This is a genomic window from Haemophilus parainfluenzae, from assembly GCF_014931415.1.
GTDB classification, from domain to species: Bacteria; Pseudomonadota; Gammaproteobacteria; order Enterobacterales; family Pasteurellaceae; genus Haemophilus_D; species Haemophilus_D parainfluenzae_AF.
Genome location: NZ_CP063121.1, coordinates 1,902,139 through 1,926,766 on the forward strand (window position 1 = coordinate 1,902,139; position 24,628 = coordinate 1,926,766).

Here is a 24,628-nt window from a genome sequence, read left to right on the forward strand (position 1 = left end):
TGAAAAGAGATCAGATCACTTTGCCTTGATGAATTTCAATCACTCGATCAATATGCCGTTCAATTTCTTTAGGTTGATGCGTTACCAGTAACATGGTAAGTTTTTTTTCTTCACATAATTGATCCATTAAATCCTGCATTTCAATGCGTAGTTTAGGATCAAGCGCTGAAAAAGGCTCATCCAATAATAAAATAGGTTTATCTCGTAGCAAACAGCGTGCCAATGCCACTCGCTGTTTTTGTCCACCTGAAAGTGCGGTCGGTTTTCGTGTTAAAAAATCCTGTAAATTGACCGCACTTGCGGCTTGTTCTACAAGTGCTTTTTCTTCTGCATTTAAGGCTAAATTCGGTTTTAAACCTAAGGCGATATTCTCTTCTACGGAAAGATGAGTAAAGAGATTGTTTTCCTGAAATAGCATGGAAACGGGGCGTTCAAAAGGTGCCGTTTTGGTATGATTTTCATCATTAAGCCAAATCTCGCCACTATCAGCATATTCAAATCCGGCAATTAAATTCAGCAAGGTACTTTTTCCTGCGCCACTTTCACCAATGATGGCGATTTTTTCCTGGGCTTGAATCTGTAAATCAAATACCATCGGCATGGATTGATAATTGAAGACCACATTATTTAATTTAATCATTCTGTTCCTTCTGCCCTTCAATAAACATAAATAACCCTAAACATAAGCCCAACAAAATCAATGCCGTCACTGCCGCTTCTTGGCTTCGATATTGCCCGATTTGTTGATAAAGCAAATGAGGCAAAGAAGTAAAATCAGGGCTACCAAACAAGGCTATCGCCGTAAAATCGCCGAGTGATAAGGTCGTCGCAAGCGCCAAGGCATATTTCAATGGGGCTTTTAGCAGTGGATATTCAATTAAACGAAAACGTTGCCAACCTGTAATATTCAGCGATAAACAGAGTTTTTCATAATATTGCATCGATTGATTCATTGGTGTATTGAGAATTTTGATAACAAATGGCAAGGCAGCCAAGGCGTTACAAACCGATACCACTACAAACAAATGCCCTGCTGAAAAATCAATATCTTGCAACCAAAGGAATAAGCCGACTGCTAAGACAATCGTCGGAATGGCTAAAATCATCATGCCCCCCGTTAAAATTAAATGGGCTAATTTGGGGTGATATAACCATTGTAGTTGCCGTGAAAGCAATAATAAGAAAAATCCAAATAATACCGATAAAATCCCGGCTGTCGGTGCCATGGTTAATGAATAAGCAAGCGCCTTCCATAATTGTGGATTTTGCCAATAGCCAAATAATTGAGTTGCAGATAAACCTTGAAAAACAATATTGAATAAGGGACTTAAAATAAATAAGCACACAGAGAATAAGACAAAAACATGTCCAAATTTGACCGCACTTGAAGAAGGCAAAACCCAGCGGTAACGTTGCGAAATCTGCGTTTCAGGTGCTTTTGCCCAATATTGTGAAAGTGAAAATAAAGCAAAACAAAACGTAAATTGTACAAGCGCAAAAAGTGCGGCTTTGGGTAAATCAAATTCAAAGAAAATAGCTTGGTAAATCGCAACTTCTAGCGTGCTATTTTGTGGCCCGCCACCCAGTGCCAACACTATCGTAAAACTGGTGAAACACAGCATAAAAATCAGCACAAAGGCAGAGACTATTTGGCTTTTCAAATAAGGCCATTCAATTAAACGGAAAAATGTGAAACCTTTGATATTTAATTGTGCCGCAAGTTGGTGCTGTTCAGTCGGTACACTTTGCAAAGCTTGCAAACTCATTCGTGCCGCTAGAGGAATATTAAAAAATAAATGAGCAATGAGAATCCCACTTAAACCATAAATGGAGGGTTTCCACGAAATGCCTAAGATTTGCAGCAGTTGTGTTAGCCAACCGGCCGAGCCATAAATACCAATTAGACCGAAAATAGCCAATAATGCCGGCAAAACAAATGTGAGGGAAAAAATGCGTAAAATGAGCGATTTACCTTTGAAATCTAAATAGAAAAAAGCACGCGCAAATAAAGTTCCAATTACGCTAGAAAGCAATGCTGATAAGAATGCCTGCCCGACACTAAAGGTAATGACTTGATGCAGATAATCGTCTTTTAAAAAATCAGATAAGGCATAATCACTTCCTACTGAAAAAACCGCAGAAAGTGAAAATCCATAGAGTAAAACAATGAAAAAAATGACCGCACTTCCGCCCAAATAATGGCGAGGACGAAAATGCGGATGTTGCAATAAGCTCATTAATACTATTTAGATAAGGCTTTTTGCCATTGATTGATCCAGCCTTTAAGCTGCTCACTTGTCACCGTAGTGGTATCTAAAATACGCATTGATTTTGCACGAGAATTAAGCGCATCAATATGGCTTTCGATATTAGTCTCTACCACGGGTAACATCACATTATTTTTAGCAATATCCGCTTGAGCTTGTGGTGAAAGTAAGAATCCTAAAAATTCATCTGCACAGGCATTATTACGGTTAGCAACTTTTGCTGCGACTTCAACTTGTAATACGCTCCCCTCTGCAAATTCCGTTGCCACATAATTGTCTTTTTGTTCAGAAAGAATATGGTAAATCGGTGAAGTATTGACGCTTAAAACGACATCACCTTCGCCTTTTAAGAAGGCACCATAAGACTCAGTCCAACCTTTGGTGACCGTGACAGTATGTTTAGAAAGGGTTTTCCAAGCATTTTCGACATCTGCTGCTGGATAAACTGCATTCATCCAAAGTAATAGACCACGTCCTATACTGCTTGTGCGTGGATCTTGATATAACACTTTAAGATCTTGACGCTCAACTAATTCTTTTAAGCTCTTTGGTGGATTAGTCAGTTTATTTTTGTCATAAATAAACGCATATTGCGCATAATCAAATGGTAAGAACGTGTGATTTTCCCATTTAATTGGTAAACGTAACTGGCTTAAATCCACTTTATTTGGCTCAAAAATATTGAGTTTTTGTGCATCCTCAATTTGATAACTATCTAAACCGAGCACCACATCCGCCTTAATTTTTTTACCTTCTAGACGAACACGGTTAAACAAGGTGCCATTATTGTCAAAAGCCACATAATTCAGCTTACATTGCGGGAATTGTTGTTCAAAAGCCGCTTTAACTTTTGGTCCAGCGCTCCAATCAGCACTAAATGAATCATAAGTATAAACATCTAATGTTTGAGGTGCAGCTTGTGCGAAAGCGGAAGCAGTAAAAAGTGCGGTTAAAATGGGAAGAGTTTTGTTCATTATGCGTTCTCCTTATTTTTGCATAACGAAACAGCATAATGAGATGATTAGTTTCCTACGCCAGCATTATCTGTTTCAGGTTCACGGGTATTTCTCAGCCGTTAATATAGGCACCCCGACTAACGCGATGTAGTCTATCTTAAGGAAATTTAATCAACAAGTTATTTCATTTAAAAATGTTAATTCGATCACACTTTTCTATCTGGTTTATCATTTTTTGAGCAAAAGAAAACCTGCTAAAAAGCAGGTTTATCTTGATAATCGGTTATCAATTAAGCTTGATGTTTAGCCGCTACTTCACTTAATAAAGTTTGAAGTTCACCCGCTTGATACATTTCTAAAATAATATCACAACCACCAATTAGCTCACCTTCTACCCATAATTGTGGGAAAGTTGGCCAGTTTGCATAAGCCGGTAATTCAGCACGAATATCTGGGTGTTGAAGAATATCAACATAGCCGAAAGGCACTTTGCAATTCATTAATGCTTCAGATGCACGTGCAGAGAAACCACAAGAAGGTAATTTTGGTGAACCTTTCATGTAAATTAAAATTGGGTTTTCAGCGATTTGCTTTTTGATTTTGTCTAACGTTTCCATAATGTTCCTTGTTCAAATAAGTCTGAATAGGGCGTTATTCTAGCATAAGATAGAACCTGAGTGAAAGGCTTGGTCTTACCAACTTCCACCCGCTCCACCGCCGCCGAAGCCACCGCCACCAAAACCACCACCGGAAGAACCACCTCCGCCGAAGCCACCACCAAATCCACCTCCAAAACCGGAACCGCCGCCACGACGACGAGAAATAGTACTTTGACGAATGATTTTATTCAGTTGATCACGTTGATTCGGGCTAATATAGACTTCATCTTTGTGATATTGGAATTCACCAAATAGAACAATGGCAATAAATGCCAATACCATTAAGAATGGGATGTATTTATCGAACGCATCTTCTTCAACTTGTGCCGCATCGAACTCGCCTTTACTTGCCGCAATAATTTGGTTTAAGCCATCATTAATACCTTGCGCATATTGGCCTTGTTTAAATTGTGGCAAAATTGCCGAACGGATGACTTGTGATAAAAAAGCATCCGGCAATACGCCTTCTAAACCTTGACCTGTTGCGATAAAGACTTTGCGATCATCCTTCGCTATCAGCATCAACACGCCATTGTTCAGATTTTTTCGTCCAATGCCCCATTTATCACCTAAAGCAAAGGTATAATCCGCAATTTCATATTCACCAGTTGTAGGAACCAAAACAACAGCGATTTGTGAACTCGTTTCTTTACTATAAGCAATCAGTTTATTTTCTAAAATTTGCTTATGTTCTGATGAAAGTGTGTTGGTGTAATCGTTTATGTAATGGAAAGGATTTGGTGCAGGCGGAAATTCTACCGCAGCAACCATTTGAGCAAAAAAAATAAGGCTAAAAATAACCGCACTTTTCATAAAAGATAAAAGCTTAGCCATTAATAATTACCTCATTAGATAATTCATTCACATCATCAGGCTGAATGGGGAAATGGCGAGATAAAATATCACTGATACGATCAATCGCATCGATAATGCCTTGTGTATAAGCTTTTTGTTTAAACTGCTCAATCATTAAATCGCATTGTAACTGCCAATAAGCCACATCAACAAATTGATGAATACCTTTATCTCCTACGATTGCACAGAGATGATTTTTATATCCCACATAAATCAACACGGCATTTTGCGCCGCTGTTTTATGCATTTCCAGTTCATCAAACACTTCTAAAGCACGTTCCATTGCAGACAGTTGTGCAGAAGCCTTTGGTACTTTACGTTCAATATAAACACGTAACTCAGCCGAACTTAAGCTTTCGAGGCGACTAATCGCCGCCTCGATTTGCTTTTTATCTACCGGAATTCTGGAAAAGAATGGCATAGATAAACCTTAGTTAAAGTTTACAGTTGGTGCATTTTCAGCGCCTGCAGCTGATTTAAAGTAAGGTTTAGCTTTAAAACCAAAAATCATTGCTGCTAATTTAGTTGGGAATTGACGTACTTTTTCATTATAGATACGTGCAGCTTCATTAAATTTATTACGAGCCACATTGATACGGTTTTCTGTACCTTCAAGTTGCGCTTGTAAGTTCATAAAACCTTCATTCGCTTTTAATTGTGGGTATTGTTCTACTGTAACAAGTAAGCGAGATAATGCTGAACCCACTTGATTTTGGTTTTGTTGGAATTCGTTTAATTGTTCTTCCGTTAAATTAGACGGATCAATTTTAGTTTGTGTCGCTTTTGCACGCGCTTCGATGACATTAGTTAATGTTTGTTGTTCAAAATTAGCTTGACCTTTTACAGTATTTACTAAGTTTGGAATTAAATCAGCACGACGTTGATAAGATGATTCAACATTCGCCCAAACAGAATCAATTTCAGTTTCTGCTTTTACTAAACCATTGTAGCTAGACATTAAGCCTAAACCTGCAGCAACTGCGATAATAATCAAGATAATCCACTTTTTCATTCAAAAATTCCTTCAATTATAGGTTTAATTTATATAAGAAAAGACCTAAACCGAAGTTTAGGTCTTCTAATGTTAATCCGTTAATGGATAACTAAATAAAATTATTTAGTACCGTTAACTGCGATTTCAACACGACGGTCTGGTGCTAAACAAGCGATAAGCGCTTTACGACCTTTAACCGCGTCACAAGTAGAACCTGTAACTGGGTTAGCTTTACCGTGACCAACTGCAGAGATGCTTTGAGCTGGAACACCTTTAGCTACTAAGTAATTAGCTACAGAGTCTGCACGACGTTGTGATAATTTCACGTTTGGTGCATCTTTACCGATACGGTCTGTATAACCAGCAACAGCTACGTTAGCGTTGTTGATTTGAGCGATTTCACCATAGATACCGTCTAAAGTTGCTTTAGCTTGTGGTTTTAAGTTTGCTTTACCGAAAGCGAAAGTTACATCAGAGCTTAAGTTGAAAGTTTTGCTTACAACTTCAGGTGCAACAACTGGAGCAGCACCTTGACCGAAACGGTAAGATAAACCAGCGTTGATAGAACCGATCCATGGGTTATAGTCTTGAGAACTATTGTGAGTATCTTGAGTACGTAATTTACCTACGCGAGTTAACCATTGGTATTCTAAACGTAATGCTAACTCTGGTAATGATGGTAATGCATACTCAACACCAGCTGCGAACATTGGAGAAACGCGTAAGCTGTGACGACCTTCTGCGTGATCACGAGCACCAGTTGCTGTGTCATAGAATTTGTAGTCTGAACGTACTAAAGCTGCACCAACACGACCGTAAACATCTAAGCCGTCTAAAGCAGAAGTTAAACCGCCTAAACCATAGCTACCTTTTAAGCTTAAGTGAGCACCGTGGTTAGTGTGTTTGAATGCTACTTTACCAGCATCTTTGAATTTAACACGACCGAAGTCATCGTAACCTAATTCAACCGCTAAACCTAAGTTGTCACGATTTAAGATTTGGTAACCACCGAATACACCGTAAGTGAAAGAGTTACGGTTGTAACCAGCACCGAAATCAGAGTATGCATTAGTAGAGTGAACTACAGTGTTAGCTTTGATACCATCGTGGAAAGATGCTTGACCAGCTTTAACACCTGCATAGAAAGTGTTTTCTTGTGGAGCTGCTTGAGCTACAGAAGCTGCTGCTAAACCAGCAACGACTAATGCGATTGCAGTTTTTTTCATTTTGATGTCCTCTATTTAGTCATCGTTATTAATAAGAAAAGTTTCCTTGTTTATTGTGAACTTTATAAAAAAGAAACACTCTAAACGTTGCTTAACTAGGGTTTTGAATTTGCCCTAACTTATCCTTTTGACAAATTCAATTCCTTTGCCATAGCCAAAGGAACGTTCAAAAGTATGGTTATTATCCTATAAAAACACCAAAGATCAAACTTTTTTTGCCCTTTTTGGTTATTTTATAGACAAACAACCCCTAAAATGAACATTTGTTCACAAAAATCGGGTTAATTTTTAACCCGATTTCTATTCTAACAAAAAATATCTTTTGTTGAAATCGACTTTTTTTTGAGCTTCATATATCATCAAATTCACTTTCTTCTCTTTATATAGGTGAGTGATTTTATGTTGCCCCGTCTTTCTAATGTACCTCAACTTAATCATGTCGTAAGTGATTATCTTAACGAACTCCAAAAACAGCATTTTGAAGGTGATATTGCCTCAAATTATGCTGACCGTTTAAGTCTTGCGACAGATAACAGTGTCTATCAGCAGCTTCCTCAGGCTATTTTATTCCCTAAATCTGTTGCCGATGTAGTACGTATTACCAAATTAGCCAATAAAGAGAAATACCTTCAGCTAACTTTCACACCTCGCGGTGGTGGCACGGGCACCAATGGGCAATCTATTAACAACAATATTATTGTTGACCTCTCTCGCCACATGACAAACATTTTAGAGCTTAATATAGAAGAATGTTGGGTTCGAGTGCAGGCGGGCGTCGTAAAAGATCAATTAAACCAATTTTTAAAACCTCACGGTTTATTCTTTGCACCAGAGCTCTCCACCAGTAATCGAGCAACACTAGGTGGCATGATTAATACCGATGCCTCCGGTCAAGGCTCACTACAATACGGAAAAACCTCTGATCACGTTTTAGCATTACGTTCTGTTTTAATGAACGGTGAAATATTAGATACAAGTGCGGTCAAATCTGATGATGTTTTAGAAAACTACCCGCTTGCAGAAAATGGTAAAACGCTACATCAAACGATTTTCCAACGTTGCAAAGAGAAACGCGCCTCAATCATTCAAGATTTACCACAACTCAATCGCTTTCTCACTGGTTACGATCTTAAGAATGTCTTTAATAAAGATGAAAGTGAATTTAACCTCACCCGAATTCTGACAGGGTCAGAAGGGTCACTTGCGTTTATCTGTGAAGCTAAACTTAATTTATTACCGATTCCGAAATATCGTACCTTAATTAATGTGAAGTACAGCTCATTTGATGCCGCCCTTCGCAATGCGCCTTTTATGGTGAAAGCCAATGCCCTTTCCGTTGAAACCGTCGATTCCAAAGTGCTGAACCTTGCTAAGCAAGATATTATTTGGCATTCGGTAAAAGAACTTTTAACAGAAGAAGAACAAAATCCAATTCTGGGTTTAAACATTGTGGAATATGCGGGTAACAATCAAGCTAAAATTGACAGCCAAGTGAGCGCACTTTGTCAGAAATTAGATGAAAAAATTGCACAAGGCAAAGATCATATTATCGGCTATCAACTTTGTTCTGACTTGCCTTCTATTGAACGTATTTATGCTATGCGTAAAAAAGCGGTGGGGCTATTGGGGAATGCGAAAGGCACTGCCAAACCGATTCCTTTTGTGGAAGATACCTGTGTACCACCAGAACATCTTGCGGATTACATTGCAGAATTTAGAGCTTTATTAGATAGCCATAATCTGCAATACGGGATGTTTGGCCATGTTGACGCTGGCGTATTGCACGTTCGCCCCGCTTTAGACCTATGCGATAAAGACCAAGTTAAACTCTTTAAACAAATTTCAGATGAAGTGGCTGAACTCACGGTGAAATACGGCGGTTTGTTATGGGGAGAACACGGAAAAGGCGTACGTTCTCATTATGGCGAGAAATTCTTTACTCCCGAACTTTGGCAAGAGTTGCGTTATGTGAAATTCTTATTTGATCCAAACAATCGTCTAAACCCTGGCAAAATCTGTACACCACTTAATAGCGATGCGGAACTCTATTCCATTCTCTCACCGATGCGTGCGGACAATGATCGCCAAATCCCGATTCAAATACGAGATGAATTCAAAGGCGCGATGAATTGTAACGGCAACGGACTTTGCTTTAATTTTGATGAGCACAGCATTATGTGTCCTTCCATGAAAGTGAGTAAAAATCGCGTATTCTCACCAAAAGGACGAGCCGCGATGGTGCGTGAATGGTTGAGATTAATGGCCAATGAAAACGTATCGCCTGATCAATTAGATTTTCATAAAACACAAGTGAAACTGACCGCACTTGTGGAGCGTTTCCGCAATAGCGTGCAGAAATGGCGTGGTGAATATGACTTCTCACATGAAGTGAAGGCAGCAATGGATACTTGTTTGGCGTGTAAAGCCTGCGCAAGTCAATGCCCGATTAAAATTGATGTACCAAGTTTCCGTGCAAAATTTTTCCATTTTTACCACAGCCGTTATTTGCGTCCAGCCAAAGATCATATTGTGGCGAATTTAGAAGTTGCCGCACCTTATATGGCGAAACAACCGGCATTATTCAATTATTTCACCAAGCTAAAAATCACACAAAGCCTGGTTGAAAAAACATTGGGTATGACTGACTTGCCTCTCCTTTCTGAGCCTAACCTTCAACAACAATTAGTCGAAATCGGCTACCAAGGCAAAAAATTAGAAGAATTGGAAGGTCTCAGTGCAACAGAAAAAGCCAATATGCTCTTTATCGTACAAGATCCTTATACCTCTTATTATGATGCTAAAGTGGTCCGTGATTTTGTCGCTCTCACACAAAAACTAGGTTTTGAGCCAATCATTCTGCCTTTTAAACCGAATGGTAAAGCCATGCATATTAAAGGTTTTTTAACTCGCTTTAGTAAAACAGCAAAAACACAAGCGGAGTTTTTAAATCGCGTTGCTAAATTAAATATGCCTTTGGTCGGTGTAGATCCAGCGATTGTGCTTTCTTATCGAGATGAATATAAAGAGGCCTTAGGGGATTCTCGCGGTGATTTCCATGTGCTTACGGCGCACGAATGGCTGACCAATCAATTAGAAAGTAAAGCATTACAAAGTGCGGTGAAAAATATCGCGAAATCTGACCGCACTTTTGAGTGGCATTTATTCCCTCATTGTACTGAATCCACCTTTATGCCAAACAGTCCGAAAGAATGGCAGCATATTTTTGCACAATTTGGACAAACCTTGAAGGTCGAAAAAGTCGGCTGCTGTGGTATGGCGGGGGTATTTGGCCATGAGGTTCAAAATCAAACCATGTCAAAAGATATTTACAACGTATCATGGGGCAAAAAAATACAAGGTAAAGATCCGAATTATTGCCTTGCGACCGGCTATTCCTGCCGTAGCCAAGTGAAGCGATATGAAAAAGCTATCTTGAAACACCCTGTTCAAGCATTGCTTGAAGTGCTGAATAACTAGAGTGGATTTTCTACTTATAAGAATATTGTGAAAAATAAAAAGCGGCCAGATTTAAACTCTGACCGCTTTCTTTATTTAAAAACTACAACGCTTCAATCGCTTTATACTGCTCTTGGATTTTTTCTAATCCAGATTGGTATTCTGCTTGTTTTTCACGTTCTTTCGCAATTACCGCTTCAGGCGCTTTAGCCACGAAAGCTTCGTTGCTAAGTTTGTTTTCGATACGTTTAACTTCATTTTGATATTTTTCAATCTCTTTAGTTAAACGGGCAAGCTCTGCTTCTTTATTGATAAAGCCAGCCATTGGTACGAGCAATTCAGCATTGCCGACTAATTTCGCTACCGCAAGTGGTGCGGTTTCGTTTGCCGCTAACACTTGAACGTTGTCTAACTTCGCCATGGCTTTTAAAAGAGCGGTCTGTTTTTCGAGAGTTTTTGCATTTTCTGCGCTTAAATTACGGAATAACAGATCTAAGCCTTTGCTTGGTGCGATGTTGCTTTCTGCACGGATATTACGTACCGCAACGATCACTTCTTTTAACCACTCAATTTCAGCTTCTGCTTCTGGATCAAAGCCGTTTTCTTCCACTTGTGGGAAAGGTTGTAACATAATGCTGTCAGCTGTAATGCCCACAAATCCTTTCACTTTTTGCCAAATTTCTTCGGTAATAAATGGAATAAGCGGATGTGCTAAACGTAATAATTTTTCTAACACATGAACCAAGGTTTGGCTTGCCGCACGAATTTGTGCTGCATTGCCGCTTGCAAATACCGGTTTAGTTAATTCTAAATACCAGTCACAGAATTGGTTCCAAGTAAACTCATAAATCGCATTGGCACAAAGGTCAAAACGATATTGGCTTAATGAGTTACGGAAAGTTTCCACTGTGCGGTTGAATTCTGATTGAATCCAACGATCCGCTAATGAAAATTCGATCTCGCCTTCGCTTAAATCTAATTTTTCATTCGTAAGAACGAAACGGCTTGCATTCCACAATTTATTACAGAAGTTACGGTAGCCTTCTAAACGTTTCATATCCCAATTGATATCACGACCGTTTGAAGCCAATGCCGCTAATGTGAAACGTAATGCGTCTGTACCGTGAGCCGCAATACCTTCCGCAAATTCTTTACGGGTCGCTTTGGCAATTTTCTCTGCCAACTGCGGTTGCATCATGTTGCCGGTACGTTTTTCAAGTAAATCTTCAAGGCTGATACCGTCAATCATATCGATTGGATCGAGCACGTTACCTTTCGATTTCGACATTTTTTGTCCGTTTTCATCACGGATTAAGCCCGTTACGTACACGGTTTTGAATGGCACCTGTGGTTTACCGTTTTCATCTTTTACGAAGTGCATCGTAAACATAATCATACGCGCAACCCAGAAGAAGATGATGTCGAAGCCGGTAATTAACACATCTGTCGGGTGGAACATTTTGAGCTCTTTAGTTTGCTCTGGCCAACCTAAAGTAGAGAACGTCCATAAGCCTGATGAGAACCAGGTGTCTAACACGTCTTCATCTTGTTTAAGTTCAACCGCAGAATCTAAGTTATATTTTGACCGCACTTCTTCTTCGTTACGCGCAACATACACATTGCCTTCCGCATCATACCACGCAGGAATGCGGTGTCCCCACCAAAGTTGGCGAGAAATACACCAGTCTTGAATATCACGCATCCAAGAGAAGTAAAGGTTTTCGTATTGTTTTGGCACGAATTGGATTTCGCCGTCTTCCACCGCTTTAATTGCCACATCAGCAAGCGGTTTCACGCTCACATACCATTGGTCGGTTAGCATTGGCTCGATTGGCACACCACCGCGGTCGCCATAAGGCACTTTGAGATCGTGTGGTTTGATTTCGTCTAATAAACCTAGCGCTTCAAAATCTGCCACGATTTTCTTACGTGCAGCGAAACGCTCTAAGCCACGATAATCTGCTGGAATTGTCGCTTCATAGCCTGCAAGTGGTTTGCCGTCTGTACCGATAATTTCGGCTTCATCACGAATATCTGCATTTAAGGTTAAGACGTTAACCATCGGCAAGCTGTGACGTTTACCCACTTCGTAGTCGTTAAAGTCATGCGCAGGCGTAATTTTCACCACACCAGTACCGAATTCGCGATCCACATATTCATCAGCAATAATCGGAATTTCACGGTTTGCCAATGGCAGAACCACAGTTTTACCGATTAAAGATTGATAACGTTCATCTTCTGGATGTACCGCCACTGCTGTATCGCCCAACATGGTTTCTGGACGCGTGGTTGCCACCACTAAATAATCTTTACCGTCTGCCGTTTTTGCACCGTTAGCTAACGGATAACGGAAATGCCAAAGGGAACCTTTGCTCTCTTTGTTTTCTACTTCTAAATCAGAAATCGCGGTGTGAAGTTTTGGATCCCAGTTTACTAAGCGTTTGCCACGATAAATCAAACCTTCTTCGTGCAAGCGAACAAACACTTCTTTCACCGCATTTGATAAACCATCGTCCATGGTAAAACGCTCGCGTTCCCAGTCGATGGAGTTACCTAAACGGCGCATTTGTTGGCTAATTGTGCCACCAGAATAGGCTTTCCAATCCCAAATTTTGTTGATAAACGCTTCACGGCCATAATCATGACGTGTTTTGCCTTCTTCAGCCGCAATTTTACGTTCCACCACCATTTGGGTTGCAATACCCGCGTGGTCTGTCCCCGCTTGCCATAAGGTATTATGCCCTTCCATACGGTTAAAACGGATTAAGGTATCCATTAAGGTTTGTTGGAAAGCATGCCCCATGTGTAGGGAACCTGTGACGTTCGGAGGTGGAATCGCAATGCAATAGCTCGGCGCGTTTTCATTTTCAGACGGTTTAAAATAACCGCTCTCTTCCCAATGTTGATAAAGGGCTTGTTCTACCGCAGACGGATTAAAACGGTCTGCCATTTCGAATTTTTGTGTCATTTATACTTTCTCTTTAATTACTCACTTTAGTTTTAATTTTTTCTAATGATGGCTTAATAGCATTCTCAAATTTTTTCATATTCTCAATATGCCAATCTATAGATCTATCCCAATTAGCCATATCATCACGATTAAAACTATCATTTGATGATATAGATATTCTAGATGCCTTCTTATCCTCTAAAAGCTCCCAAGTCAATTCAGCACCAAATCTGTCCTCTATAATATCCTTTTCCTCTTTTAAGAGATTAAAAATTTTCTTATTATCATCAGATGATTCTTTGTTTATATACAACTCAACTCTAATCTTATCCTTTAATAAAACAAGGTTATATTGAATATTTGCGAGCCCTGCTCCAGTTGATATCCAACAACTCTGAGAACCAGTTCTCTTATCATATAGAGAAAAATCCCGACTTTTAGCACACTCCAATAACTTAGCCCAATATTTTGAATATAATTCTGCATTCATATTTTGAGTTATAGCATTTTTCTTTTCTTCTGCATCTTTCAGAGATACTCTAATTGTAAATTTTTCAATCTCAGGGACTGGAATTATTTTATCTACATCTATAATCAAATTCTGGTTCCACATATAGGGAACTACTTTAATACATTGAATATCAATATTATTTGATCGTAACCATAAAACAGTACTCGTAACCTCTGGTCTAAATTCCTTTGCAACAAGAATAATTCTCTGAGTATTTCCTGTATTAAGGCTAAAATTCTCGTTTTCTAAATAATCTATAATTTTATCTTCAGCATTAACAGGCAAGCCTTTTTTATTTAAATAGTTCTGATAAATCTCAATAATTTCTCTTTGAGTTAAAGCTGAACAATAAGATACATACTTCAGAGCCTGCCAGACAACATCTTTCCCACTATCATCTAATTTATTCTCAATAATGACTAAATTTCCTTTTTTATCTAATGCTAATAAATCTAGCCTTTCGTTAGTTTTATCAAATTCAGAAAATTCTTTTTGAATAATTAAAAGTTCTTCTTGCGCGCCAAGTTCTTTTGCCAATATTCTAGGATTGTTATCTATCCATTCTTGTAAATCATATCTTTCTTTTAAACCGTTCTCAGAAAATGTTGTCTCTGAAATTTCTTTTAACTCTTTGGTTTGCTCATCTAAAATGTACATATCGCCTATCTTTTTATTTTAAACTCAATAACATAAAATTGCTCTTCACTTGGATAAATCTCCCGAATCACCTCTTTCAATTCCGCCAACCCCATATTTTCCTGAGCGGCATGCTGTTCCGTTAGTTCATCAAGAGTAATCGGCGACACACCTAACACTTCAATCGTGCAGAAATATTGATTATCATCAAATCGACCTACACGCAAAATATCACCTGCTTTAAAATGGCTTTCAGATTTATCCCGAATGGTGATGGTTTTACGCCCAGCGAGAATATCGGCTTCGAAGCGTTGATAAAAGGTAATATCGTTCATAAAGTGCGGTCACAAAAAATCTATTTTGAATTTTGAGGGCGAATTGATCTCGCCCTCATATTGATAAGGATGAAATTATTCCTTAATTCCTCTTAATTCATCTTTAATGCGTTGAATTTCTAAGAATAAACGGCGTTCTTCTTGACGACAGAAACTATCACTACTTAAATTTTTCGCGTCAGCAGAACAACGAACTTGTTTATATTGTTTTTCTAGCACATTCAATACCGCTTTTTTCTGTTTATATTTAGCACTTTCTTTCGATGCTTTGTCAGCAGGAATTACGCGTGCTTTCTGAGCCGTTGCAGCTTGTTGTGCTAAAACGGTTTCTTTTTTCTCTGATACTTTTTCTGCCACATCATCCGCTTTCGCCTCTTTTTTAACTTCGGCTTTCACTGCGTCTGATTTTACATCTGCTTTGTTAGCCTCAGCTTTAACTTCTGTGGTTTCTGTTTTCTCAGCGACTTTTTCGGCTGATTTAGTTTCAGCCACCAATTCTTTTGATTTTTCAACCGTACTTTCTGGTTTTTCTGTTGATGCAGGTATTCTTACCGCTTTCTCAACTTGGGTTGATGTGTTTTCTTTATTGTCACAAGCAGATAATAAGGTGCTTGCGCCGAGAATAAGGCTTAAAGCCACTTTAGCGTTTAAATTCATGTTAATTTCCTAGGTTTTAAAGTTAAAAATATTAAGTGTTTTCAGTAGAAAGCGTCCAACCCTGCGAGCGAAGAATTTTATAACGTTCACGCGCTTGAGCTTTTTGCGTTTCTTCTACTGGTACAAAATCAATTAATTGTGTAAAGCTGTGGCTAAAATCCGGCACTTCCATTTGCAAATTGATCAGCAAATCTCGACGTTGGGCATTGCGTTTGCCTTTCCAACTAATCTCAATTGGCGGTGCATATTGTGTTGCTTCGCCTGAAAGATTATGAGGGACAAACTCATTCGGTTCCCTTTGCCATAATGCTTCATCAATTAAAAATGCTTGCTCTTCTGTTTCGCAAGCGATTAATACTCGCTTGCCTAAACGCCACGCTTGAGCGGCAAGATCACAGGCAAGTTGCTCAACTGTTATCTTCTTTTCTGGATTTAAGAGATAAAATTGTGCGTTTTTTGCCATGATTGTGACTTCTCCATTTATCGTTTTGTAAACTGGCGGATTTTATCAAAAAAGCACTAAAAAATAAATCATCAACAAGGTGATTAACGCAAATAGAAAAAACACGAAAATTTTTTACCGCACTTTTATGATCTATATCACAAAAGTGACTTTTTACCTTTATGTTACATTCCATTCATAACTCGTAGGTGTTAGAATTTTCGAGATTTGTTTTTATTTTTGATGATAGGAGTATCACATGGCATTTCGTATTGAAAAAGACACTATGGGCGAAGTTCAAGTTCCTGCAGATAAATACTGGGCAGCACAAACCGAACGTTCCCGTAACAACTTCAAAATTGGTCCGGCAGCCTCTATGCCGCACGAAATTATTGAAGCTTTCGGTTATTTGAAAAAAGCCGCTGCTTTCGCAAACTGTGATTTAGGTGTATTACCTGCTGAGAAACGTGATTTAATCGCAACCGCCTGTGATGAAATCCTTGCAGGAAAATTAGACGACCAATTTCCATTAGTCATTTGGCAAACCGGTTCAGGTACACAATCAAACATGAACGTGAACGAAGTAGTGGCTAACCGTGCTCACGTTTTACATGGTGGTAAATTAGGTGAAAAATCATTCATCCATCCAAATGATGATGTGAACAAATCCCAATCTTCAAATGATACTTTCCCAACTGCAATGCACATTGCGGCATACAAAAAAGTAGTTGAACACACCATTCCTTGTGTAGAACGTTTACAAAAAACTTTTGCTAAAAAATCTGCAGAATTTAAAGATGTGGTAAAAATTGGCCGTACTCACTTAATGGACGCAACCCCATTAACATTAGGCCAAGAATTCTCTGCATACGCCGCACAATTAGATTTTGGTCTACGTGCACTAAGAAATACCCTTCCACACTTAAGTCAATTAGCACTTGGTGGTACAGCTGTAGGTACTGGTTTGAACACACCAAAAGGCTATGATGTGAAAGTAGCAGATTACATTGCAAAATTCACTGGTTTACCATTTGTGACTGCAGAAAACAAATTTGAAGCGTTAGCCGCACACGATGCGATTGTGGAAACTCACGGTGCAATTAAACAATTAGCGATGAGCTTATTCAAAATTGCAAACGACATTCGTTTATTAGCATCAGGCCCTCGTTCTGGTATCGGTGAAATCTTAATTCCTGAAAATGAACCAGGTTCTTCAATCATGCCGGGTAAAGTGAACCCAACTCAATGTGAAGCATTAACCATGGTATGTGCACAAGTATTCGGTAACGATACCACCATCTCTTTCGTTGGCTCACAAGGTCACTTCCAATTAAACGTATTTAACCCTGTCATGGTGGCGAATTTCTTACAATCTGCACAATTATTGGGTGATGCTTGCGTATCATTTGATGAACACTGCGCAACCGGTATTCAACCAAACTACCCACGCATTAAACAACAATTGGAAAATTCATTGATGTTAGTAACCGCACTTAATACACACATTGGTTACGAAAATGCAGCGAAAATTGCGAAAACGGCACACAAAAACGGTACAACCTTACGTGAAGAAGCGATTAACTTAGGCTTAGTTTCAGCCGAAGATTTCGACAAATGGGTTCGTCCAGAAGATATGGTGGGTAGCTTAAAATAAACTCCCCTAATAATTTGATGTCAAAGGCAGGTATTCCTGCCTTTTTATTTGTGTTTTTTTAGAGGGCTTTTTTGTTATAATCACGGCAATATTTTTGATATGAAAAAAACTATGAAACTGAAATTTATTATTGCTGCCATTTCAGCCTTATTTTCCACCGCACTTTTTGCCCAATGGCAACCAGTTGGCAACGCTGAATACACATGGGGGCCATTCCATGTTTATACTGTCGGCTTATATTCTGAAACGGGGTCATATGAAAAGAATGAACGTCCGTTAATGTTTTCGATTAAATATGAGAAACCAGTTGAAGGGAAAAATTTCGCCATTGCTTTAACTAAAGAAATGGAAGCCCAAAACTTAAGTAAAGACGACACTACTGCATGGCTGAAAAAAATGCAGGAAATCTTCCCTGATTTTTCACCAAGCGACATCTTAAATTTTGTTGCCTTACAAGATAAAGGCTATTTTGTGTTAAACGACACCGTGTTAGATCACGAATTCGATCAAAAATTTACACAAGCGTTTATTGATGTGTGGCTTTCAGATAAAAGTAGTTTTATCAAATTACAACCGCAATTATTAGGTAAAGAAAAACCGGCTCACGATAGCAAAGAATTTCAACATCAACCGGCAAGCGAGCCTTTTGATGAAGAAAATACAATGCCGGAATTACCACCAAATTACGATTTTAAACAAGACGCAAAAGGATAAACAACAAGGGCGAACATGATACTGTTCGCCCTTTTCTTTTATTGTTTCACTTGCTGTTCTAAAAACAAGATCATCTGCAATGCAATATCAATGCCACTGGTCTTCTCAATCATTTCTAATCCTGGACTAGCATTCACTTCAAGCACTAATAAACCTTCTTTTGAACGAATCAAATCAACACCGGCTACCGCAAGCCCTAAAGCTTTAGTTGCTCGAATGGCAATGGATTTTTCCTCTTCAGTGAGTTTAACTTTTTCTGCTGTGCCACCACGGTGAAAATTCGCACGAAACTCGCCATCTTGCCCAATACGCTGCATTGTCGCGACGACTTTATCACCGATCACAAAACAGCGAATATCTGTCCCTTTTGCCTCTTCGATAAAATCTTGTAACAAGACAGGCACATTCGCATCTTTTAACGTTTCTAAAATACTAACCGCACTTTGTGGACGCTCGGCTAAAATCACGCCAATCCCTTGTGAGCCTTTTAAGGTTTTAATAATCATTGGAGCGGTTGTTTGCTTAATGGCTTGTTTCGGCTCAACTTCACAACCAGATAAGACTGAACTCGGTACTGCAATGCCTTGCTCCAATAACATCTGCAAACTGCGCCATTTATCGCGAGCAGCTAAAAATGCCTGTTCTTTATTAAGGCAATAGACACCCTTCCCTTGGAAATGACGTAATACCGAACAGCCCATTTGGGTGCTTGTCGTCCCAAAGCGTGGTAACACCGCATCATAATCAGGCAATAAATAAGGCTCACTTTCTGCATTTTGTTGATAATACAAAGAAAAGTGCGGTTGATTTTTGTCGAGTTTTAAAATGCAACGATTCGGATCCAAAATATCCATTTGATGCCCGCAACTTTCTGCTGCTTCTTTTAAACGCTGGCAGCTATAAAGGCGAGGCTCACGGCAAAGCATCAATAATTTCATTCAGTTATATCCTTAGGAAAAGAGGAGTTAATATATTACACCAATCACAATAATCCTGAAAAATGATTTCTGCTTTTGTGGAAATAGAGTAAAATCATTAGGAATTTTGTTTAAATAAAAGGAAAATTTTATGTTCGTAGTTATTTTTGGTCGTCCAGGCTGCCCTTATTGTGTACGTGCAAAAAACCTTGCTGAAAAATTAAAAGGTGAAGTAGCGGATTTCGATTATCGCTATGTAGATATTATCGCTGAAGGCATTTCTAAAGCAGATTTATCAAAATCTGTCGGTAAAGAAGTGGAAACTGTGCCACAAATCTTTATCGATGAAAAACCAATCGGCGGTTGCACTGATTTCGAAGCATTAATGAAAGAACAATTTAACGTTGTTGCTTAATTTTTGCTAAAAACATAAAAGTGCGGTTAATTTCAACCGCACTTTTTTATTTCATCTTAGTTAATTTGCAACAAAATCGACCAATCCCACTCCGTTTCATTCAAACGATATTGTTCTTTTAATGCGGGTCCACAAGAGTTAGAACCTACCCCACTCATTTTATAATCCACACACAAGATCGTACTGCCACTTTTTTCCAAATCATATTGGTGCTTTTTACTACCCAATTCTTCTTGAGAATAAGGGGAAACATTCATGCTAAAAGGCGAATGACTTTGCACGGTAAAGCAATCAGACAAATTCGCCACCTTCACTTCACGACAACCATAGTGACTGCCATTTTCTTGTGGTTTTAAATAAGGCACATGATTGCTTTCTGGCGTTGTCTTATAACGACCGAAAGCCATGGCGTGATGTTTATCCAGATAACTTTCCGTTGGACCATAGCCCACATACTCTACTTGGTTAAATCCTTGGTTAAGGAAAAAACGCAAGCCAAAACGTGGTAAGAATGGCAAGTGCGGTTGTTTTTCAGCATGAATATTAATCTGAAGCAACCCATTTTGTTCAATACGATACTCTACATTCAATGTCAAAATTCGCGCTTTTGATACGGCAACCAATCCTAATTTAAAGGTAATTTCAACCGCACTTTCCTGCTTGGTTAAGCGATAATCATAGGCTCGACTCGTCGCACGATCGTAACCTGCAGCAAGCCAATGTGCTTTCATTAAACTATCGTTATCTAAAGGCGCTCGCCAAATATTGAAATCAGTAGGTTGATTCAACCAAGGCTCGCCCGCTTTGCGAATTTGATAAATAGTGCCTTTATATTGATCAAACTGATATTCAACATCTGCCACTTTAACTAAAATTAAATTGGCATGTTCTGAAACAGAAATCGAGTGATGATTTGGTTTGAATTCATTTGTAGAGAATTGTTGTTGCTCCGACAAAATGATCTGATCAAATCCCAAACAATGCCCTTGGGGAATTAAGCCCGTTTCTGTTTTTTGATGATAGGTCAATGTTAAAACTTGTAATGAACCGTTACTTGTCGGCAATGTTAAAGGCAAAAGAGCGGTTGATTTTGGTGCAATGTTTAAATCATCTATTTGGCCTTCTTGTATAACAGCAAAATCTTCGGTGATTTGATAATGAATCGAAATAGCCTCTGCCGCATCCGTAAAATCCAAATAATTTTTGAGTTCAATATGGCCATTTTTTAATGTAGCTCGAAGTGGACGATACACATTTTTGTATTCCAACAAATTGCTTTGAATTTGACGGTCTGCCGTCACTAATCCATCAGCACAAAAATTACCGTCATTCGGCGTGTCATTAAAATCCCCGCCATAGCCCATCTTGCTTGAGTTTGGCAAATAAGGGGAATGATTACACCACTCCCATACAAAGCCACCACAAGCGCCTGCGTGTTGTTCCATAGCTTGGAAATAATCTTCTGTGTCACCGCAAGAATTTCCCATCGCATGCAAATATTCGCAAAAGAGATACGGCTTTTGATTTTGGGCATCGGCAAAATAAGCATCCAATTCTTCCGTACTGGTATACATTTCGCTATGAAAATCTAAATTGGATGTGTCATTTTGATGCGCTGAATGTTGAAAGATCGCATTTTCATAATGCACCAAGCGACTTGGATCGCGCAGTTTCACCCAAGCGGCTGCTTGCTCAAAATTTTCACCGTAGCCACTTTCATTTCCCAATGACCAAATCACGACAGAAGGACGATTTTTATCTCGCTCAACATTGGCATAAGTGCGGTCTAAAATGGCTTGATTAAATTCAGGGCTTCGAGCCATATAACAATAATTGTCGATTGTTTTTTGACGAATTGCGTCATGATCAATCTCTGTTTTTACCCCTAACAAAATGCTTGTTTCTGGTGACTCTACATAGACCGCATTCGTGCCGTGCGATTCAATATCACTTTCCGCAATCACATAAAAACCATATTCATCACACAGTTCAGTAAACCAAGGTGCATTAGGATAATGCGCGGTACGAATAGCATTAAAATTATGCTGTTTCATTAAGCGTAAATCTTGCAACACTTGTTCGCGACTAATGACATAACCGGTTTTAGGATCGCTATCATGGCGATTAACACCTTTAAACTTAATCGCTTGCCCATTAAATAACATTACGCCATTCTTTACTTCGATATGACGCAAGCCGACCTTTTGGCAAATCACTTCTGATCCATATTGCAAAATCAACGTGTATAAGCGAGGGTTCTCTGCATGCCATAATTGTGCATTTTCAATTTCAGCATGAAATGCATGCCCTTTTTGTTCAATTATCAATTTGCCTTGAGGATCAAATAATTGCCAAGAAATGGGGTGTTCGCGTTCTGCAAACTGACAGGCCACATACAATTGAGCCTTAGTAAGCTCTTGATTCAATTGTGTTTGAATGAAGAAATCTTGTAAGTAATTTCTTTCTCTCTCTAACAGATAAACATCTCGAAAAATGCCGGACATTCGGAATTTGTCTTGATCTTCCAAATAACTGCCATCACACCATTTCAACACAAGAACATGTAAGTGATTTTTCCCTTGTTGCAAAAAGTCAGTAATATCAAATTCGCTAGTGCAATGACTGATTTGGCTGTAGCCTACAAATTGGTGATTCACATAGACAAATAAGCAGCTATCTACCCCTTCAAAATTTAAGAGATACCGTTTTTCGGCATTGATTTCAACATTAAAAACGCGATGATACAAACCACAAGGATTTTCAATGGGCACATAAGGCGGATCAAAAGGGAAAGGATAATTTACATTAGTATATTGATGATTATCGTAACCATGATTTTGCCAATTGGAAGGAACAGGGATTTTATCTGTAAAGGAAAAATGAAGGAAATCTTGAGGCAAGTGAGTATAGCTTTCAAAATAAGCAAAATCCCATTCCCCATCTAGTAAGGTAAAGTAAGGAGAAAATTCTCGTGTCTTTTTGACCGCACTTTCTGTTGAAGAAAAAGGAATAAAATAAGCATGATGCGGTGTGGTATTCACGTGCAAGGTTTGCGGATCTTCAAAATAATGAGGCAACGACATAAAAACTCCCAATGCAATTTAGACTATAAAAAAGGGCGCCTGAATGACGCCCACTATACCTAAAATCTTCGACTAATCTAGTGGTAAGTTAATAAATCTTGATACTTATCACATTAATTTTTATGGTAATTTTGCCAAGAAGGCATAACCGCCTTTTTCACTCATTATCTCAACGTTAGAATCCGCTGTAATGAAGGCTGACTCACCTTGTTTCAAGGTAAGTGCGGTTGATTTTTCTTGTATTTTCAGCTCGCCTTGCATCACCAACAAAATACCCGCACTTTGAATATTCACTTCTGTTTGCTGCTCGGGGTCAACACGAATTTGAGCTAAAGCAAAATCTTTTACTGGCGTTTTATAAGTAAATTCTGACTGATTTTGAGGTGCGGCTGAGATAATTTGTGGTATCACTTCGCGACAATCCACAATTTTTAATAATTCGACAATATCGACATATTTTGGTGTTAATCCACCACGAATCACATTATCAGAACATGCCATTAACTCCACGTTTTGTCCGCGAAGATAAGCATGAGGAATGCCTGCATCTTGGAAAATACCTTCCCCTTCTTTTAAATGTACGATATTAAAGAGATAAAAACACACCAAGCCAGCATCTAATTTTTCAGGCGAAATTGACATGGATTCCACTGTATAAAGCACCCAATAATCAGGATTATCAAGTGCCAACTCGCCATTTTTATAAGGCTGTTGATTGGCTTCAATAATGGGTAATAGCCAATTTGCGAGCGTTGATTGATCCGCCAACATCACATCCGCATAGAATTCAGCAAGGTTTTGTGTGCCAAGTTTTTCAGCCAAAGGTTGCAAAGAGGGGCGCGCATTTAATGTGGCAAGGATTTGAGCTTTTGTTTTAAAACCATGTAAAAGCCAGAAATCAGATAAGGCAATCATCATTTCTGGTTTATGATTTCTATCTTTATAAGTCCGAGTGCTGTCTGTTAATGCCACGCCTTTTGCATTTTCAGCCTCAAAGCCCTTTTCAGCTTGGGCCTTAGTCGGATGCAATTGAATCGATAACGGCTTTTCAACATCTAAAATCTTTAACAAATAAGGAAGTTCATCACCAAATTGCTGACGACTTGCTTGCCCAAGTGCGGTCGGATTTTGCGATAAAAATTCAATAAGGGATTGTTTGTTACTGGCATTATCAATCTCAGAAGGTGCTGATGGATGTGCACCTAACCACCACTCTGCACAAGGTTGATCTTTCGCTGAATGTAATCCAATCAATGATGCAATATAGTTTTTTCCGCCCCATGCATAATGCTGTACTTGGCCTGTTAATCGATAAATCATCTTTACCTGCTTAAAAAAGAATAAGGATAAAAAAATCCGCTTATTTAAAGCGGATCTTTTAGTCTATAAATCTTATTTTGTTAAACTTAAAACAACAGATTCCCCAGCAATCACTTCACCCGATTTTTTCTCGATAGATGAGATTTCATCCATGTTAGAGATAACAACTGGTGTTAAAACTGATTTTGCTTTTGACTCTAATGTTGCTAAATCAAATTCGATTACTGTGTCGCCGCGTTTTACGCTTTGACCTTCTTGTGCGATGCGAGTGAATCCTTCACCTTTTAATTCAACGGTATCAATACCGAAGTGAACGAATAATTCAACCCCCTCTTTTGATTCCATTGAAAACGCATGGTTGGTTTCAAAAATTTTACCAATTACACCATCAACAGGCGCAACAATTTTGTTACCTGTTGGGCGAATCGCAATACCATCACCCACGATTTTTTCAGAGAAAACAACATCTGGTACATCTTCGATATTCACAATCTCACCAGAAAGTGGCGCATAAATTTCGACTTCCACTGTTTTGTTTTCTTTTGAACCAAATAATTTGTCAAATAAGCCCATTTTAATCT

At 38.8% G+C, this 24,628-nt stretch carries 21 protein-coding genes and 1 riboswitch; of the genes, 4 read left to right on the forward strand and 17 right to left on the reverse strand.

Annotated features, from left to right (window positions below; all coding sequences use genetic code 11):
- Positions 1-10 precede the first annotated feature (10 nt).
- The 8 genes from thiQ to ompA form a co-directional block, all read right to left on the reverse strand.
- Positions 11-640, reverse strand: a complete 630-nt coding sequence (gene thiQ / locus INP93_RS09235; protein WP_197544745.1) for a thiamine ABC transporter ATP-binding protein — start codon at positions 638-640, stop codon at positions 11-13.
- Entirely contained in the window at positions 633-2,237 is a 1,605-nt protein-coding gene (thiP, locus tag INP93_RS09240; RefSeq protein WP_197544746.1) for a thiamine/thiamine pyrophosphate ABC transporter permease ThiP, read from the reverse strand. Before thiP ends, thiQ begins: the two co-directional genes overlap by 8 nt.
- Before the next feature lie 5 nt (positions 2,238-2,242).
- Positions 2,243-3,241 carry a thiamine ABC transporter substrate binding subunit gene (thiB, locus tag INP93_RS09245; protein ID WP_197544747.1) on the reverse strand — a complete coding sequence of 333 codons (999 nt, stop codon included), beginning with the start codon at positions 3,239-3,241 and terminating at the stop codon, positions 2,243-2,245.
- 35 nt (positions 3,242-3,276) lie between these two features.
- Positions 3,277-3,369: riboswitch (TPP riboswitch) on the reverse strand.
- Positions 3,370-3,513: 144 nt separating this feature from the next.
- Positions 3,514-3,840: a Grx4 family monothiol glutaredoxin gene (gene grxD / locus INP93_RS09250; RefSeq protein WP_005699458.1), complete on the reverse strand. Its 327-nt coding sequence runs from the start codon at positions 3,838-3,840 to the stop codon at positions 3,514-3,516.
- Between the two features lie 75 nt (positions 3,841-3,915).
- The gene (locus tag INP93_RS09255; protein WP_197544748.1) at positions 3,916-4,716 is read right to left on the reverse strand and encodes a TPM domain-containing protein; all 801 of its coding nucleotides are present in this window, start codon (positions 4,714-4,716) and stop codon (positions 3,916-3,918) included.
- A complete protein-coding gene (locus tag INP93_RS09260; protein ID WP_197544749.1) occupies positions 4,709-5,158 on the reverse strand; it encodes a TPM domain-containing protein in 450 nt (149 codons plus the stop codon). The genes INP93_RS09255 and INP93_RS09260 overlap by 8 nt, the downstream gene beginning before the upstream one ends.
- Positions 5,159-5,167: 9 nt before the next feature.
- Entirely contained in the window at positions 5,168-5,749 is a 582-nt protein-coding gene (locus INP93_RS09265) for a LemA family protein (protein WP_178164160.1), read from the reverse strand.
- A gap of 101 nt (positions 5,750-5,850) precedes the next feature.
- Positions 5,851-6,957 (reverse strand): porin OmpA, encoded by a 1,107-nt coding sequence (gene ompA / locus INP93_RS09270; protein ID WP_197544750.1) that lies wholly within the window; start codon positions 6,955-6,957, stop codon positions 5,851-5,853.
- 399 nt (positions 6,958-7,356) lie between these two features.
- On the opposite strand from ompA, the gene ydiJ reads away from it, so the two are divergent.
- Complete coding sequence (ydiJ, locus tag INP93_RS09275; RefSeq protein WP_197544751.1) at positions 7,357-10,434, forward strand: D-2-hydroxyglutarate dehydrogenase YdiJ; 3,078 nt, start codon at positions 7,357-7,359, stop codon at positions 10,432-10,434.
- 82 nt (positions 10,435-10,516) lie between these two features.
- Here the strand turns inward: ydiJ and valS are convergent, their stop codons facing one another.
- From valS to INP93_RS09300, 5 genes are all read right to left on the reverse strand, one after another.
- Positions 10,517-13,381 carry a valine--tRNA ligase gene (gene valS, locus INP93_RS09280; RefSeq protein ID WP_197544752.1) on the reverse strand — a complete coding sequence of 955 codons (2,865 nt, stop codon included), beginning with the start codon at positions 13,379-13,381 and terminating at the stop codon, positions 10,517-10,519.
- Positions 13,382-13,394: 13 nt separating this feature from the next.
- Positions 13,395-14,531 (reverse strand): DUF4268 domain-containing protein, encoded by a 1,137-nt coding sequence (locus tag INP93_RS09285; RefSeq protein WP_197544753.1) that lies wholly within the window; start codon positions 14,529-14,531, stop codon positions 13,395-13,397.
- Between the two features lie 5 nt (positions 14,532-14,536).
- The gene (gene yqfB / locus INP93_RS09290; RefSeq protein WP_197544754.1) at positions 14,537-14,845 is read right to left on the reverse strand and encodes a N(4)-acetylcytidine aminohydrolase; all 309 of its coding nucleotides are present in this window, start codon (positions 14,843-14,845) and stop codon (positions 14,537-14,539) included.
- Between the two features lie 75 nt (positions 14,846-14,920).
- Positions 14,921-15,502 carry a hypothetical protein gene (locus INP93_RS09295; protein ID WP_197544755.1) on the reverse strand — a complete coding sequence of 194 codons (582 nt, stop codon included), beginning with the start codon at positions 15,500-15,502 and terminating at the stop codon, positions 14,921-14,923.
- Positions 15,503-15,533: 31 nt separating this feature from the next.
- Entirely contained in the window at positions 15,534-15,965 is a 432-nt protein-coding gene (locus INP93_RS09300; RefSeq protein ID WP_111386570.1) for a DNA polymerase III subunit chi, read from the reverse strand.
- A 238-nt stretch (positions 15,966-16,203) separates the two neighbouring features.
- Here INP93_RS09300 and fumC point away from each other — a divergent pair, with 238 nt between their 5' ends.
- Both fumC and INP93_RS09310 read left to right on the forward strand, forming a co-directional pair.
- Positions 16,204-17,598 (forward strand): class II fumarate hydratase, encoded by a 1,395-nt coding sequence (gene fumC, locus INP93_RS09305; protein WP_049366126.1) that lies wholly within the window; start codon positions 16,204-16,206, stop codon positions 17,596-17,598.
- A gap of 111 nt (positions 17,599-17,709) precedes the next feature.
- A complete protein-coding gene (locus tag INP93_RS09310) occupies positions 17,710-18,312 on the forward strand; it encodes a chalcone isomerase family protein (protein ID WP_070868120.1) in 603 nt (200 codons plus the stop codon).
- 38 nt (positions 18,313-18,350) lie between these two features.
- Here the strand turns inward: INP93_RS09310 and INP93_RS09315 are convergent, their stop codons facing one another.
- On the reverse strand, positions 18,351-19,250 hold the full coding sequence (locus INP93_RS09315) for a RimK family alpha-L-glutamate ligase (protein WP_197544756.1): 900 nt from the start codon (positions 19,248-19,250) through the stop codon (positions 18,351-18,353).
- Positions 19,251-19,380: 130 nt separating this feature from the next.
- On the opposite strand from INP93_RS09315, the gene INP93_RS09320 reads away from it, so the two are divergent.
- Positions 19,381-19,644, forward strand: a complete 264-nt coding sequence (locus tag INP93_RS09320) for a GrxA family glutaredoxin (RefSeq protein ID WP_005695639.1) — start codon at positions 19,381-19,383, stop codon at positions 19,642-19,644.
- A gap of 56 nt (positions 19,645-19,700) precedes the next feature.
- Here INP93_RS09320 and INP93_RS09325 read toward each other — a convergent pair whose 3' ends face one another.
- From INP93_RS09325 to crr, 3 genes are all read right to left on the reverse strand, one after another.
- The gene (locus INP93_RS09325) at positions 19,701-22,727 is read right to left on the reverse strand and encodes a glycoside hydrolase family 2 TIM barrel-domain containing protein (protein WP_197544757.1); all 3,027 of its coding nucleotides are present in this window, start codon (positions 22,725-22,727) and stop codon (positions 19,701-19,703) included.
- A gap of 120 nt (positions 22,728-22,847) precedes the next feature.
- Positions 22,848-24,047, reverse strand: coding sequence for a mannose-6-phosphate isomerase, class I (gene manA / locus INP93_RS09330; RefSeq protein ID WP_160222020.1), 1,200 nt, complete (start codon positions 24,045-24,047; stop codon positions 22,848-22,850).
- Between the two features lie 72 nt (positions 24,048-24,119).
- The gene (gene crr / locus INP93_RS09335) at positions 24,120-24,620 is read right to left on the reverse strand and encodes a PTS glucose transporter subunit IIA (protein WP_049366136.1); all 501 of its coding nucleotides are present in this window, start codon (positions 24,618-24,620) and stop codon (positions 24,120-24,122) included.
- Between the last annotated feature and the right edge of the window lie 8 nt (positions 24,621-24,628).

Coding starts and splice junctions, on each gene's coding strand:
- fumC (WP_049366126.1), top strand. CDS start 16,204: ATGGCATTTCGTATTGAAAAAGACACTATGGGCGAAGTTCAAGTTCCT.
- yqfB (WP_197544754.1), bottom strand. CDS start 14,845: ATGAACGATATTACCTTTTATCAACGCTTCGAAGCCGATATTCTCGCT.
- ompA (WP_197544750.1), bottom strand. CDS start 6,957: ATGAAAAAAACTGCAATCGCATTAGTCGTTGCTGGTTTAGCAGCAGCT.
- thiB (WP_197544747.1), bottom strand. CDS start 3,241: ATGAACAAAACTCTTCCCATTTTAACCGCACTTTTTACTGCTTCCGCT.
- INP93_RS09300 (WP_111386570.1), bottom strand. CDS start 15,965: ATGGCAAAAAACGCACAATTTTATCTCTTAAATCCAGAAAAGAAGATA.
- INP93_RS09315 (WP_197544756.1), bottom strand. CDS start 19,250: ATGAAATTATTGATGCTTTGCCGTGAGCCTCGCCTTTATAGCTGCCAG.
- INP93_RS09325 (WP_197544757.1), bottom strand. CDS start 22,727: ATGTCGTTGCCTCATTATTTTGAAGATCCGCAAACCTTGCACGTGAAT.
- INP93_RS09265 (WP_178164160.1), bottom strand. CDS start 5,749: ATGAAAAAGTGGATTATCTTGATTATTATCGCAGTTGCTGCAGGTTTA.
- INP93_RS09255 (WP_197544748.1), bottom strand. CDS start 4,716: ATGGCTAAGCTTTTATCTTTTATGAAAAGTGCGGTTATTTTTAGCCTT.
- INP93_RS09295 (WP_197544755.1), bottom strand. CDS start 15,502: ATGAATTTAAACGCTAAAGTGGCTTTAAGCCTTATTCTCGGCGCAAGC.
- INP93_RS09285 (WP_197544753.1), bottom strand. CDS start 14,531: ATGTACATTTTAGATGAGCAAACCAAAGAGTTAAAAGAAATTTCAGAG.
- thiQ (WP_197544745.1), bottom strand. CDS start 640: ATGATTAAATTAAATAATGTGGTCTTCAATTATCAATCCATGCCGATG.
- thiP (WP_197544746.1), bottom strand. CDS start 2,237: ATGAGCTTATTGCAACATCCGCATTTTCGTCCTCGCCATTATTTGGGC.
- crr (WP_049366136.1), bottom strand. CDS start 24,620: ATGGGCTTATTTGACAAATTATTTGGTTCAAAAGAAAACAAAACAGTG.
- grxD (WP_005699458.1), bottom strand. CDS start 3,840: ATGGAAACGTTAGACAAAATCAAAAAGCAAATCGCTGAAAACCCAATT.
- manA (WP_160222020.1), bottom strand. CDS start 24,047: ATGATTTATCGATTAACAGGCCAAGTACAGCATTATGCATGGGGCGGA.
- valS (WP_197544752.1), bottom strand. CDS start 13,381: ATGACACAAAAATTCGAAATGGCAGACCGTTTTAATCCGTCTGCGGTA.
- INP93_RS09310 (WP_070868120.1), top strand. CDS start 17,710: ATGAAACTGAAATTTATTATTGCTGCCATTTCAGCCTTATTTTCCACC.
- INP93_RS09320 (WP_005695639.1), top strand. CDS start 19,381: ATGTTCGTAGTTATTTTTGGTCGTCCAGGCTGCCCTTATTGTGTACGT.
- INP93_RS09260 (WP_197544749.1), bottom strand. CDS start 5,158: ATGCCATTCTTTTCCAGAATTCCGGTAGATAAAAAGCAAATCGAGGCG.
- ydiJ (WP_197544751.1), top strand. CDS start 7,357: ATGTTGCCCCGTCTTTCTAATGTACCTCAACTTAATCATGTCGTAAGT.